The sequence below is a fragment of the Providencia sp. TYF-12 genome (assembly GCF_041344805.1).
Lineage (GTDB): Bacteria > Pseudomonadota > Gammaproteobacteria > Enterobacterales > Enterobacteriaceae > Providencia > Providencia huashanensis.
In genome coordinates this window covers 48,932-61,860 of sequence record NZ_CP166833.1, presented here as the reverse complement: position 1 = coordinate 61,860, position 12,929 = coordinate 48,932, and the positions used below count along the sequence as shown (strand labels likewise).

Below are 12,929 nucleotides of genomic sequence, written 5' to 3'. Positions count from 1 at the left end.
AATGGAGGTGAAATAATGCCTGAAAATTATCAAATCGATAATCTCGATCGTGACATACTTCACGAATTAATGGGAAATGCACGTACACCATATGCGGAATTAGCAAAAAAATTCTCTGTTAGCCCAGGTACAATTCATGTTCGCGTAGAGAAAATGAAGCAAGCTGGAATCATTCAAGGAACTCGTATCGATATCAGCCCAAAACGGTTAGGTTTTGATGTCTGCTGTTTTATTGGCATCATTTTAAAAAGTGCTAAAGATTACCCAACAGCACTAAAAAAACTGGATGCCTTAGAAGAAGTGGTTGAGGTTTATTACACAACTGGGCAATACAGCATTTTTATCAAAGTCATGTGCAAGTCAATTGATGCGTTACAAGACGTACTTATCAACAAAATTCAAACGATTGATGAAATACAATCCACCGAAACGTTGATCTCCTTACAGAACCCAATCTTGCGAACAATTAGCCCTTAGAAAAAAAAATTATATAACCACATTATCCACAGGTAGATCCCAGCTCATTCACAGCGTACAATAGCCAGCAATTATCGTGAAAGAGAATCACCATGACAAAAGTAACCTTAATAAGTGGCAGTACAATGGGCAGTGCAGAATATGTTGCAGAGCATATGGCTGAGATTTTGGACGAATTAGGTTATGAAACAGAAATTCAACATGGTCCTAGTCTTGATGACTTAACACTTGAAGGGTTATGGCTGGTGGTTAGCTCTACACATGGTGCAGGTGATTTACCAGAAAACATTCAGCCTTTATTTGAAAGCATACAAAAAGAATCCCCAGATCTAAGTAAAGTTAAATTTGGTGCAGTCGGGATCGGTAGTTCCGAGTATGACATTTTTTGTGGTGCGATCCACAAACTTGATTCGTTATTAAGCGAAAAAGGGGCAAAAAGGATCGGTGAATGTTTTGAAATTGATGTCCAGCAACACGAAATACCTGAAGATCCCGCGGGGGAATGGGTTAAAATTTGGGCAAACGAACTATGATTTGGTTATTAAACCAGCAGTCAGCTGTGGATAACTCAGGGAAGATCACGGTATTAACCGGTAGTTATCCATAGTATAAGTTTTAGGTCGACCACTGCCTGTGTATAAGTCACCTTTTTGATCCCAGCTTATACGCAATAGGATCACGGATCATTCACAGTATATGATCCTTTACACTTTTATGATCTTTAAAGTGAAAATCCACTTATCCACAGAAACGAGCGATCCTAATAATAGATCTAATAAAGAGATCTTTAAATAAAAAGATCTTAATACTATATAAGGGAGATACCTAAAACTTGGTGTCTTCCTAAAACTTGAGTAGAATCCTCTCCTCAAATGCACAGTCAGCATTTTCTAACGTTTAAGGTTCACACATGTTTTATCCAGAGCAATTTGACGTCATCGTAATTGGTGGTGGTCATGCCGGTACTGAAGCAGCAATGGCAGCTGCACGTATGGGGCGTCAAACCCTATTACTGACTCACAATATTGATACATTGGGCCAGATGTCTTGCAACCCAGCCATTGGTGGGATCGGTAAGGGACATCTGGTTAGAGAAATTGATGCCCTTGGTGGTTTAATGGCAACTGCAACTGACAAAGCCGGCATTCAATTTAGAACATTAAATGCCAGTAAAGGGCCGGCAGTACGTGCAACTCGTGCACAAGCAGACCGCGTTCTTTATCGACAAGCAGTTAGAACCGCTTTAGAAAATCAACCAAACTTAATGATTTTCCAACAACCTGTTGAAGACTTAATTGTTGAAAATAATCAAGTCACAGGCGCTGTTACCCGCATGGGCTTAAAATTTAAAGCAAAAGCAGTGGTATTAACGGTAGGGACTTTTCTTGATGGAAAAATTCATATAGGTTTAGAAAACTACAGTGGTGGTCGTGCTGGTGACCCGCCATCAGTTTCCCTTTCTCAACGTTTAAGGGAATTGCCATTACGAGTTAACCGCTTAAAAACGGGAACTCCACCACGTATTGATGCAAGAACCATCGATTTCACCCAGTTAGCACAACAACTAGGTGATAATCCTATGCCTGTTTTTTCATTCCTAGGCTCACAGGATCAACATCCACAACAGATGCCTTGTTACATCACTTACACCAATGAAAAAACCCATGATGTGATCAGAAATAACCTTGATCGTAGCCCAATGTACGCAGGGATCATCGAAGGTATAGGCCCGCGTTATTGCCCATCGATCGAAGATAAAGTGATGCGCTTTGCAGACAAAGACTCACATCAGATCTTCTTAGAACCCGAAGGCTTAACCAGCAACGAAATCTATCCAAATGGTATATCCACCAGCTTACCATTTGATGTCCAAATGCAAATAGTTCATTCCATGAAAGGAATGGAAAATGCAAGGATCATTCGCCCTGGTTATGCTATTGAGTATGATTTCTTTGACCCTAGAGATCTCAAACAAACTCTAGAAAGTAAATTTATTAATGGCCTGTTCTTTGCTGGTCAAATTAATGGCACAACAGGTTATGAAGAAGCTGGTGCTCAAGGGCTACTAGCAGGCCTTAATGCTGCACAATATGCCTTTGGGTTAGAAGGTTGGTTCCCTCGTCGTGACCAAGCCTATATTGGGGTTTTAGTCGATGACCTGTGTACTTTGGGGACTAAAGAACCTTACCGCATGTTCACTTCACGTGCAGAATACCGTTTGATGCTGCGTGAAGACAATGCAGATTTACGTTTAACTGAAAAAGGGCGTGAACTAGGGTTAGTTGATGACGTTCGCTGGGCTCATTTTAATAACAAAGTTGAATTGATTGAAAAAGAGCGTCAACGCTTAAAAGATATTTGGGTTCATCCAAAATCTGATAACCATGCAGAAATCGACGCAATTTTAACGGTACCAATATCAAAAGAAGCTAACGGGGAAGATTTACTACGTCGCCCTGAAATGACCTATAAAATGTTAACCTCACTTAACCTTTTTGCTCCAGGTATTGATGATCCTCAAGCTGCCGATCAGGTTGAAATACAGGTTAAATATGAAGGTTATATCGCTCGTCAAAAAGAAGAGATCGAAAGACAGCTACGGAATGAAAACACGATATTACCTATTGACCTTGATTACAAACAAGTCAAAGGGTTATCTAACGAAGTAATGGCTAAACTGAACGACCATAAACCAACATCCATAGGCCAAGCTTCACGTATTTCAGGTATTACCCCGGCTGCAATCTCTATTTTACTTGTTTGGCTTAAAAAACAAGGCATGTTACGCCGGAGCGCATAAAAATGGATTTATTATCAAAACTTAACCAATTGTTAGCAAAAGCGGATATCAACCTAACAGATAAACAAAAACAGCAATTAATTGGTTACGTTGAGTTATTAGTTAAATGGAACAAAGCCTATAATCTAACTTCTGTACGTGACCCGCAACAGATGCTGATTCGCCATATTATGGATAGCATAGTGGTGAACGGTCAACTCAACGGGACCACGTTTATCGATGTAGGAACAGGTCCTGGCTTACCAGGGGTTCCTTTAGCTATTGTTCGACCTGAGTCCCACTTTGTTTTATTAGACAGCTTAGGGAAGCGCATACGCTTTTTAAAACAGGTTCAACACGAACTTGGTTTGACGAATATCGAACCGATTCAATCTCGTGTTGAAGAATACCCAGTTGGGTCTGGTTTTGATGGGGTTATCAGTCGAGCTTTCGCATCATTGGATGATATGTTGAGCTGGTGTCACCATTTACCCTCCCCGACAGGGCATTTTTATGCGCTCAAAGGTATGATCCATAATGACGAAATCACCTCATTACCTGAGCAGTTTAAGGTTGAATCAATCATTGAACTGGAAGTTCCTGAACTTGATGAACAACGCCATTTAGTTAAAATATCTATAAAATAAAGTTGCTTCTCGTCAAAAAAATTTATCATTTAGAGCGATAGCCGAAGGTTTAAAAAACTGACGGCTATTATTATTTTTAACGGGGTAGTTAACACTCGAATTTTACGTACTGTTTACACGGCAATAACGAATAAGTTTCCAAAACAGCGTTTTGAAAGTAAATATGGGGTTAATTGCCAATTTTTACTTAATCGATTTAGCTTGATAGTTAGTTAATATTGAAATATTTGCTTTATAGCGGCAGTTTTTTGTTCAAAAATTGAATTCTTTAATTATTTGATTTACAGATTAATTCTATTTTTTCTTACGAAGAAAATTGAATGAATAAATAAAGCGAATAATACGAAGTGTGATATTGATCACGTTTAACTGTAAGTATGTAGCAAATCATTAACTATTTATTAATTATTACTGCGACAATTCTGCGCTAACTCGAAAAAATTAAATATTTATTCACCTTTTCGCTACTTACTGATTGAATTCATTTCGCCTGCCCGTATAATTTGCTCGTTTTTGTCTCTTGACACATTTAAGCAAAGGCAGTTTTATACAACACTTAGCGTTTCTGAGGCTGAGAAGAGCTGGGAGTATCAAAAAAGTTATGTCTGTATCCCTTTATGACAACAAGCATGCTGCAAAGCAGTTGTCTGTTCAGTTTATAACTTTAGTGATCCTCAGTGGGGCTTTCTGTGCAAATAGTATAGAATGGGGGGCCTCTGCTCTTGCTGGTGGGTTAGCATGCTGGTTACCAAATATCGTATTTATGCTGCTAGCACAATTTCAGAAAGCAAAGGAAGAGGATGAACCTGTCCGCATTGCCTGGTTCTTAGCATTAGGAGCAGGGCTAAAGGTTGTTACAACTATCGTTGTTTTAGTTGTTGCTTTCGGTGTGTTCAAAGCGTCATTAACACCACTGGGTTTGACCTATTTAGCGGTGCTAATTGTTCAGATTGTTGCACCAGCCGTTTTTAAACGGTAAGTATTTTTAAACTACAAAAGGGTAAGAGGCATCATGTCTGCATCAGGAGAAGTGATGACTACAGAGGATTACATAGGCCACCATCTGAGAAACCTTCAGTTGGACCTGAGTACCTTTAAGTTGGTCGATCCCCACGCTAGTCCAACATTTTGGACGTTGAACATTGACTCGCTTTTTTTCTCAGTAGTTCTCGGGGCTTTGTTCCTGTGGCTATTTAGAAAAGTTGCAGCCAATGCGACTAGTGGCGTACCCGGTAAGTTACAGACTGCAATAGAACTGATCATTGGTTTCGTTGATAACTCAGTCCGTGATATGTATCACGGAAAGAGCAAAGTTATTGCTCCTTTAGCATTAACTGTGTTCGTCTGGGTATTCTTAATGAACCTGATGGATTTACTCCCAATTGATTTCCTTCCGTATATTGCTGAGCATTATCTCGGGTTACCTGCATTACGTGCAGTACCAACCGCTGATGTTAGTGTCACCTTATCGATGGCTATTGGTGTGTTTATCCTAATCCTCTTTTACAGTATTAAGATGAAAGGAATTGGCGGATTTACGAAAGAGCTCACTATGCAGCCTTTCAACCATCCTGTTTTTATTCCTGTTAACTTGATTCTTGAAGGGGTAAGCCTGCTGTCAAAACCTGTATCACTCGGTCTGCGACTGTTTGGTAACATGTATGCAGGTGAATTGATCTTTATTCTTATCGCGGCTCTGCTTCCGTGGTGGTCACAGTGGTTGTTAAGCCTACCTTGGGCTATCTTCCACATACTGATTATTACGCTACAAGCCTTTATTTTTATGGTTCTGACTGTTGTCTATCTGTCGATGGCATCTGAAGAGCACTAATTTAATTATCAATAATTGTATTAACTGAAACAAACTGGAGACTGTCATGGAAAACCTGAGTATGGATCTGCTGTACATGGCTGCCGCTGTGATGATGGGCTTAGCGGCGATCGGTGCTGCGATCGGTATCGGCATCCTAGGTGGTAAATTTTTAGAAGGTGCTGCTCGTCAGCCAGATTTAATTCCTCTGCTGCGTACACAGTTCTTTATCGTAATGGGTCTGGTCGATGCTATTCCGATGATTGCTGTTGGTCTGGGATTGTATGTAATGTTCGCTGTTGCTTAATTAACGTTACGGAACACTTTAAGAACATTAATTCACTAATGAATAAGAGGTATTGTCTGTGAATCTAAATGCAACAATCCTCGGCCAGGCTATCGCGTTTGTCCTGTTTGTTTGGTTCTGTATGAAGTATGTATGGCCACCGATTATGGCGGCCATTGAAAAACGTCAAAAAGAAATTGCTGACGGTTTATCTTCCGCAGAACGTGCTAAAAAGAACCTGGAACTGGCGCAAACCGACGCAACCGACCGACTGAAAAAAGCGAAAGCTGAAGCACAAGTCATCATTGAGCAAGCGAATAAACAACGCACTCAAATGATTGATGAAGCAAAAGCAGAAGCAGAAGCAGAACGTGCAAAAATCGTCGCACAAGCGCAAGCTGAAATTGATGCTGAGCGTAAACGTGCACGTGAAGAGTTACGTAAACAGGTTGCGATGCTTGCTATCGCAGGTGCCGAGAAGATCATTGAACGTTCCGTGGATGAAGCTGCTAACAGCGACATCGTTGATAAACTAGTCGCTGAACTGTAAGGAGGGAGGGGCATGTCTGAAATTGCTACTGTAGCTCGCCCCTACGCCAAAGCAGCTTTTGACTTTGCTGTGGAAAACCAATCTGTTGAAAAATGGCAGAATATGCTGGGCTTCATCTCAATGGTGTCGCGTAATGAACAGGTTGGTGAGCTGCTTTCTGGTTCTATTGCACCAGAAACATTAGCTAAAACGTTTATCTCTGTTTGTGGAGATGAAATTGACGAGCATGTTCAAAACTTGATTCGTGTTATGGCAGATAATGGGCGTTTAACTACGCTACCAGAAGTATTAACGCAATTTATTCAATTACGTGATGCTCTGGAATCAACGATTGAAGTTGATGTACTTTCTGCAAACGAGTTGAGTGAACAGCAGTCAGCTAAAATTTCTGCAGCGATGGAAAAACGTCTGTCACGCAAAGTTAAGCTGAATTGCAAAATTGATAAGTCTGTTATTGCTGGAGTGATCATTCGTGCTGGAGACCTCGTCATTGACGGTAGTATCCGCGGTCGCTTAGAGCGTTTAACTGACGTCTTGCAGTCTTAAGGGGACTGGAGCATATGCAACTGAATTCCACCGAAATCAGCGAACTGATCAAACAGCGTATTGCTCAGTTCGATGTTGTGAGTGAAGCTCACAATGAAGGTACGATTGTATCCGTTAATGACGGTATCATTCGTATTCACGGTTTAGCCGAAGTCATGCAGGGTGAAATGATCGCGCTGCCAGGCAACCGTTACGCCATCGCATTGAACTTAGAGCGTGACTCTGTTGGTGCGGTTGTTATGGGTCCTTATGCCGACTTGGCAGAAGGCATGAAAGTAAAATGTACTGGTCGTATTCTTGAAGTTCCAGTAGGCCGTGGCCTACTTGGACGTGTCGTGAATACACTGGGTCAACCAATTGATGGTAAAGGCCCTGTTGAGAATGATGGCTTCTCTCCAATTGAAGTTATTGCTCCAGGTGTTATCGAACGTCAATCCGTTGATCAGCCTGTACAAACTGGTTATAAATCAGTCGATGCGATGATTCCAATCGGCCGTGGTCAGCGTGAGCTTATCATCGGTGACCGCCAGACAGGTAAAACTGCTCTAGCGATCGACGCAATCATTAACCAGCGTGATTCTGGCATCAAATGTGTTTATGTCGCTATCGGTCAGAAAGCATCTACAATTTCTAACGTAGTACGTAAACTCGAAGAACACGGCGCTCTGGAAAACACCATTGTTGTTGTTGCGACTGCATCTGAATCAGCAGCTCTGCAATACCTTTCCGCATACTCTGGATGCGCAATGGGTGAATACTTCCGTGACCGTGGTGAAGATGCACTGATCGTTTACGATGACCTGTCTAAACAGGCTGTCGCATACCGTCAAATTTCACTGTTGCTGCGTCGTCCACCAGGACGTGAAGCATACCCAGGTGATGTTTTCTATCTGCATTCACGTTTACTTGAGCGTGCAGCTCGTGTTAACGCTGAATACGTTGAAAACTTTACTAAAGGTGAAGTTAAAGGCAAAACAGGTTCATTGACGGCTCTGCCTATCATTGAAACTCAAGGCGGTGACGTTTCTGCATTCGTACCGACTAACGTAATTTCGATTACAGATGGTCAGATCTTCCTGGAATCTAACCTGTTTAACTCTGGTATTCGTCCAGCGGTTAACCCAGGTATTTCAGTATCTCGTGTTGGTGGTGCTGCTCAGACTAAAATTATCAAGAAATTGTCTGGTGGTATTCGTACAGCACTGGCTCAGTATCGTGAACTGGCAGCGTTTGCTCAGTTTGCTTCCGACCTTGATGATGCGACTCGTAAACAGTTAAGTCATGGTCAGAAAGTAACTGAATTGCTGAAACAGAAACAATATGCACCGATGTCAGTAGCAGAGCAGTCATTGTCTCTGTTTGCGGCAGAACGTGGATTCTTGGATGATGTTGAGTTAGCGAAAATTGGTGCATTCGAAACAGCATTAGTTTCATATGCACTGCGTGAGCATGCTGACCTTATGAATGAAATCGGCCAGGCTGGTAACTATAACGATGATATCGAAGGTAAGTTGAAAAAACTGCTCGAATCATTTAAAGCAACTCAGTCCTGGTAATACTATTCGGCCCGTGAGTTTTTATGGGCCGTCTGGTTAATAAGGAGAAGCAGTAATGGCCGGCGCAAAAGAGATACGTTCCAAGATTGCCAGCGTGCAAAACACGCAGAAGATCACTAAAGCGATGGAAATGGTCGCTGCGTCCAAAATGCGTAAATCGCAAGAACGCATGGCGGCTAGCCGTCCTTATGCGGAGACCATGCGCAGTGTTATTGGTCACCTAGCGTTAGGTAATCTGGAATATAAACATCCATATCTCGAAGAGCGTGAAGTTAAGCGCGTAGGGTATTTGGTTGTTTCAACAGACCGTGGTCTGTGTGGTGGTTTGAACATTAACCTGTTCAAAAAACTCCTTGCAGATATGAAATCATGGTCTGAGAAAAATGTTCAGGTTGATTTGGCTTTAATCGGCTCTAAAGCGGTTTCATTCTTTGGTTCTGTTGGCGGCAATGTCGTTACACAAGTAACCGGAATGGGGGATAACCCAACGCTTTCAGATTTGATTGGTCCAGTTAACTCTATGCTACAAGCCTATGATGAAGGGCGTTTGGATAAACTGTATGTGGTGACTAACAAGTTCATCAATACAATGTCTCAGGAGCCAACTATTCTTCAATTATTGCCATTGCCTGCAAGCAATGATGAAACATTGAAGAAGAAATCTTGGGATTATATATACGAACCCGATCCTAAGGCGTTGCTGGATACCCTGCTACGTCGTTATATCGAGTCGCAGGTTTATCAGGGCGTCGTTGAAAACCTGGCTAGTGAGCAGGCCGCACGAATGGTAGCGATGAAAGCCGCTACTGATAATGGTGGTAACCTGATCAAAGAGTTGCAGTTGGTTTACAACAAAGCTCGTCAGGCCAGCATTACTCAGGAGCTTACCGAAATTGTTTCGGGTGCTTCCGCGGTTTAACAGCTAGGTTTACGAATTACGTAGAGGATTCAAGATGGCTACTGGAAAGATTATCCAGGTAATCGGCGCCGTTGTGGACGTCGAGTTCCCTCAAGATAGCGTACCAAAAGTGTATGACGCTCTTGAGGTTATGAACGGTAAAGAAAAACTGGTGCTGGAAGTTCAGCAACAGTTAGGCGGTGGTGTTGTCCGTTGTATCGCAATGGGGACATCAGATGGCCTAAGCCGTGGTTTAAGTGTTGTTAACTTAGATCACCCAATCGAAGTACCAGTAGGTAAAGCAACTCTAGGACGTATCATGAACGTTCTGGGTGAGCCTATTGATATGAAAGGTGATATTGGCGAAGAAGAACGCTGGTCAATTCACCGTGCAGCACCTAGCTATGAAGAGTTATCAAACTCAACAGAACTACTGGAAACCGGTATCAAAGTAATGGACTTAATCTGTCCATTCGCGAAAGGTGGTAAAGTTGGTCTGTTTGGTGGTGCGGGTGTTGGTAAAACAGTAAACATGATGGAACTTATCCGTAACATCGCGATTGAGCACTCAGGTTACTCAGTATTCGCAGGTGTTGGTGAGCGTACTCGTGAAGGGAACGACTTCTATCATGAAATGACCGACTCTAACGTTTTGGATAAAGTATCACTGGTTTATGGCCAGATGAACGAGCCACCAGGAAACCGTCTGCGTGTTGCGCTGACTGGTCTGACTATGGCTGAAAAATTCCGTGACGAAGGTCGTGACGTACTGCTGTTCGTAGATAACATCTATCGTTATACACTGGCGGGTACTGAAGTATCAGCACTGTTAGGTCGTATGCCATCAGCGGTAGGTTATCAGCCAACGCTGGCGGAAGAGATGGGTGTTCTGCAAGAACGTATTACCTCAACTCAAACAGGTTCTATCACTTCCGTTCAAGCGGTTTACGTTCCTGCGGATGACTTGACTGACCCATCACCAGCAACCACCTTTGCTCACTTGGACGCAACGGTAGTACTGAGCCGTCAAATCGCATCTTTGGGTATCTACCCAGCGGTTGACCCTCTCGATTCTACTAGCCGTCAGCTAGACCCACTCGTAGTTGGTCAAGAGCACTATGATGTTGCGCGTGGCGTTCAGTCTATTCTGCAACGTTACCAAGAACTGAAAGATATTATCGCAATTCTGGGTATGGATGAGTTGTCTGAAGAAGACAAACTGGTTGTTGCTCGTGCTCGTAAGATCCAGCGCTTCCTGTCTCAACCATTCTTCGTTGCTGAAGTATTTACCGGTTCACCAGGTAAGTTCGTTTCCCTGAAAGACACTATCCGTGGTTTCAGTGGTATCCTGAACGGTGATTACGACCACCTGCCAGAACAAGCGTTCTATATGGTTGGTACCATTGAAGAAGCTGTGGAAAAAGCTAAAAAGCTTTAATCCAGCTGACAGGAGGTTGATATGGTAGCTGCAATGACATACCACCTGACTGTTGTTAGTGCTGAAAAACAAATGTTTGAAGGCCTAGTACAGAAAATTCAGGTGACAGGTAGTGAAGGTGAGCTGGGGATTTACCCGCAGCATACCCCGCTGCTGACTGCCATAAAACCGGGCATGGTACGTATTACCAAGCAGTTTGGTGAAGAAGAACTAATTTACCTCTCCGGCGGTATTTTAGAAGTACAACCAAACGGTGTTATCGTACTCGCTGATACAGCGATCCGTGGTAAAGATTTAGACGAAGCTCGAGCAGTGGAATCTAAACGTAAAGCGGAAGAACACGTCCGTAAAGCACACGGTGATGTTGATTATGCTCAGGCATCGGCAGAACTTGCAAAAGCAATAGCCAAACTTCGAGTGATCGAATTGACTAAAAAGCTAATGTAATGATAGCAGTATAGAAAAAAGCCAGTTGGTTAACCCTAACTGGCTTTTTTATTTGAACGAAATATGTAGTAATTTATAAAGGAAATAGGTTTACTTTCATCCCTAAGTTGGAGTTTCAGGAAAAATGACTGTGCAAAGAAAAAGTGTCGTGATTTTAGCTGCCGGTAAAGGCACACGGATGTATTCAAATCTACCTAAAGTTTTGCATTTACTTGCGGGCAAACCGATGGTGCAGCATGTTATAGATACAGCAAAATCCATTGGTGCATCAGATATTCATCTGGTATACGGACATGGCGGTGATTTACTGAAGGAAAAACTGGGTGAGCAAAACCTAAATTGGGTATTGCAGGCCGAACAACTTGGAACGGGCCATGCGATGCAACAAGCTGCACCAAACTTCCAAGATGATGAAGACATTGTCATGTTATATGGTGATGTCCCATTGATTGCCAAAGATACCTTAGATCGCTTAATTGAAGTGAAACCTGAAGGTGGAATTGGTTTACTGACCGTTATCTTAGATAATCCAAGTGGTTATGGACGTATCATTCGTGAAAATAATGAAGTTGTCGGTATTATTGAACAGAAAGATGCGACTGAAGAGCAACGTAAGATCCAAGAAATCAATACTGGTATTATGGTTGCTAGTGGTAAAGATTTTAAACGTTGGTTGGCTCAGCTAAACAACGATAATGCACAAGGCGAATATTACATTACAGATGTCATCGCATTAGCGCATAAAGAAGGGAATAAAATTGCAACTGTTCATCCTAAACATTTAAGTGAAATGGAAGGCGTGAATAACCGTCTGCAATTGGCTGCGTTAGAAAGGGTTTATCAGAAAGAACAAGCTGAAAAACTGTTATTAGCGGGGGTGATGCTAATCGACCCTGCACGTTTTGACCTGCGCGGAACATTGACTCATGGTCGTGACATTATTATTGATACTAATGTGATCATTGAAGGCGATGTGACATTGGGCAATAACGTCCATATTCAATCTGGCTGTATTTTGAAAAACTGTGTAATTGGGGATAACTCAGTTATTAGCCCATATTCAGTAATAGAAAACTCTGATTTATCATCAGAATGCACGGTTGGCCCTTTTGCGCGTTTACGCCCAGGTGCTAAATTAGCGGCCAAAGCGCACGTAGGTAATTTCGTTGAAATGAAAAATGCGTCTTTAGGGTTAGGTTCTAAAGCTGGCCATTTGAGTTACCTCGGTGATGCACAAATTGGTGATAACGTGAATATTGGTGCTGGAACTATCACTTGTAACTATGATGGCGCTAATAAACATAAAACCATTATCGGTGATGATGTATTTGTAGGCTCTGATACCCAATTAGTCGCGCCAGTTTCAGTGGCAAAAGGTGCAACCATTGGTGCTGGTACGACAGTGACTCGTGATGTGAATGAAGATGAGCTTGTTGTTAGCCGTGTAAAGCAAATGCATATAAAAAACTGGCAACGTCCAGTTAAGAAAAAATAA

14 protein-coding genes are annotated in these 12,929 nt (G+C 42.2%); all 14 read left to right on the top strand.

Going from position 1 to position 12,929, the window contains the following annotated elements; translation table 11 throughout:
* The first annotated feature begins 15 nt into the window (after positions 1-15).
* Positions 16-477, top strand: a complete 462-nt coding sequence (asnC, locus tag ABE954_RS00245; RefSeq protein ID WP_042846808.1) for a transcriptional regulator AsnC — start codon at positions 16-18, stop codon at positions 475-477.
* Positions 478-569: 92 nt separating this feature from the next.
* The gene (mioC, locus tag ABE954_RS00240) at positions 570-1,010 is read left to right on the top strand and encodes an FMN-binding protein MioC (protein ID WP_042846807.1); all 441 of its coding nucleotides are present in this window, start codon (positions 570-572) and stop codon (positions 1,008-1,010) included.
* Between the two features lie 377 nt (positions 1,011-1,387).
* Positions 1,388-3,277, top strand: a complete 1,890-nt coding sequence (gene mnmG, locus ABE954_RS00235; RefSeq protein WP_042846806.1) for a tRNA uridine-5-carboxymethylaminomethyl(34) synthesis enzyme MnmG — start codon at positions 1,388-1,390, stop codon at positions 3,275-3,277.
* Positions 3,278-3,279: 2 nt separating this feature from the next.
* Positions 3,280-3,903 (top strand): 16S rRNA (guanine(527)-N(7))-methyltransferase RsmG, encoded by a 624-nt coding sequence (gene rsmG, locus ABE954_RS00230; RefSeq protein ID WP_042846805.1) that lies wholly within the window; start codon positions 3,280-3,282, stop codon positions 3,901-3,903.
* A gap of 601 nt (positions 3,904-4,504) precedes the next feature.
* The gene (gene atpI / locus ABE954_RS00225; RefSeq protein WP_042846804.1) at positions 4,505-4,882 is read left to right on the top strand and encodes a F0F1 ATP synthase subunit I; all 378 of its coding nucleotides are present in this window, start codon (positions 4,505-4,507) and stop codon (positions 4,880-4,882) included.
* A gap of 33 nt (positions 4,883-4,915) precedes the next feature.
* Positions 4,916-5,734, top strand: a complete 819-nt coding sequence (gene atpB / locus ABE954_RS00220; RefSeq protein WP_048605636.1) for a F0F1 ATP synthase subunit A — start codon at positions 4,916-4,918, stop codon at positions 5,732-5,734.
* A 46-nt stretch (positions 5,735-5,780) separates the two neighbouring features.
* The gene (atpE, locus tag ABE954_RS00215) at positions 5,781-6,020 is read left to right on the top strand and encodes a F0F1 ATP synthase subunit C (protein ID WP_004093904.1); all 240 of its coding nucleotides are present in this window, start codon (positions 5,781-5,783) and stop codon (positions 6,018-6,020) included.
* Positions 6,021-6,078: 58 nt separating this feature from the next.
* Positions 6,079-6,549 carry a F0F1 ATP synthase subunit B gene (atpF, locus tag ABE954_RS00210; RefSeq protein ID WP_042846802.1) on the top strand — a complete coding sequence of 157 codons (471 nt, stop codon included), beginning with the start codon at positions 6,079-6,081 and terminating at the stop codon, positions 6,547-6,549.
* A gap of 12 nt (positions 6,550-6,561) precedes the next feature.
* Positions 6,562-7,095 carry a F0F1 ATP synthase subunit delta gene (atpH, locus tag ABE954_RS00205; RefSeq protein ID WP_042846801.1) on the top strand — a complete coding sequence of 178 codons (534 nt, stop codon included), beginning with the start codon at positions 6,562-6,564 and terminating at the stop codon, positions 7,093-7,095.
* Positions 7,096-7,109: 14 nt separating this feature from the next.
* Positions 7,110-8,651: a F0F1 ATP synthase subunit alpha gene (gene atpA / locus ABE954_RS00200; RefSeq protein ID WP_042846800.1), complete on the top strand. Its 1,542-nt coding sequence runs from the start codon at positions 7,110-7,112 to the stop codon at positions 8,649-8,651.
* Positions 8,652-8,706: 55 nt separating this feature from the next.
* On the top strand, positions 8,707-9,570 hold the full coding sequence (gene atpG, locus ABE954_RS00195; RefSeq protein WP_042846799.1) for a F0F1 ATP synthase subunit gamma: 864 nt from the start codon (positions 8,707-8,709) through the stop codon (positions 9,568-9,570).
* Between the two features lie 34 nt (positions 9,571-9,604).
* Positions 9,605-10,987 carry a F0F1 ATP synthase subunit beta gene (gene atpD / locus ABE954_RS00190; protein ID WP_042846798.1) on the top strand — a complete coding sequence of 461 codons (1,383 nt, stop codon included), beginning with the start codon at positions 9,605-9,607 and terminating at the stop codon, positions 10,985-10,987.
* 21 nt (positions 10,988-11,008) lie between these two features.
* Positions 11,009-11,434 carry a F0F1 ATP synthase subunit epsilon gene (locus tag ABE954_RS00185; RefSeq protein ID WP_042846797.1) on the top strand — a complete coding sequence of 142 codons (426 nt, stop codon included), beginning with the start codon at positions 11,009-11,011 and terminating at the stop codon, positions 11,432-11,434.
* Positions 11,435-11,558: 124 nt separating this feature from the next.
* Positions 11,559-12,929, top strand: a complete 1,371-nt coding sequence (gene glmU, locus ABE954_RS00180; protein ID WP_042846796.1) for a bifunctional UDP-N-acetylglucosamine diphosphorylase/glucosamine-1-phosphate N-acetyltransferase GlmU — start codon at positions 11,559-11,561, stop codon at positions 12,927-12,929.

What these genes read in the sequence shown, in the direction of transcription:
- mioC (WP_042846807.1), top strand. Translation starts at nt 570, where the DNA reads ATGACAAAAGTAACCTTAATAAGTGGCAGTACAATGGGCAGTGCAGAA.
- atpD (WP_042846798.1), top strand. Translation starts at nt 9,605, where the DNA reads ATGGCTACTGGAAAGATTATCCAGGTAATCGGCGCCGTTGTGGACGTC.
- atpA (WP_042846800.1), top strand. Translation starts at nt 7,110, where the DNA reads ATGCAACTGAATTCCACCGAAATCAGCGAACTGATCAAACAGCGTATT.
- atpH (WP_042846801.1), top strand. Translation starts at nt 6,562, where the DNA reads ATGTCTGAAATTGCTACTGTAGCTCGCCCCTACGCCAAAGCAGCTTTT.
- atpI (WP_042846804.1), top strand. Translation starts at nt 4,505, where the DNA reads ATGTCTGTATCCCTTTATGACAACAAGCATGCTGCAAAGCAGTTGTCT.
- atpB (WP_048605636.1), top strand. Translation starts at nt 4,916, where the DNA reads ATGTCTGCATCAGGAGAAGTGATGACTACAGAGGATTACATAGGCCAC.
- atpG (WP_042846799.1), top strand. Translation starts at nt 8,707, where the DNA reads ATGGCCGGCGCAAAAGAGATACGTTCCAAGATTGCCAGCGTGCAAAAC.
- ABE954_RS00185 (WP_042846797.1), top strand. Translation starts at nt 11,009, where the DNA reads ATGGTAGCTGCAATGACATACCACCTGACTGTTGTTAGTGCTGAAAAA.
- atpE (WP_004093904.1), top strand. Translation starts at nt 5,781, where the DNA reads ATGGAAAACCTGAGTATGGATCTGCTGTACATGGCTGCCGCTGTGATG.
- mnmG (WP_042846806.1), top strand. Translation starts at nt 1,388, where the DNA reads ATGTTTTATCCAGAGCAATTTGACGTCATCGTAATTGGTGGTGGTCAT.
- glmU (WP_042846796.1), top strand. Translation starts at nt 11,559, where the DNA reads ATGACTGTGCAAAGAAAAAGTGTCGTGATTTTAGCTGCCGGTAAAGGC.
- rsmG (WP_042846805.1), top strand. Translation starts at nt 3,280, where the DNA reads ATGGATTTATTATCAAAACTTAACCAATTGTTAGCAAAAGCGGATATC.
- asnC (WP_042846808.1), top strand. Translation starts at nt 16, where the DNA reads ATGCCTGAAAATTATCAAATCGATAATCTCGATCGTGACATACTTCAC.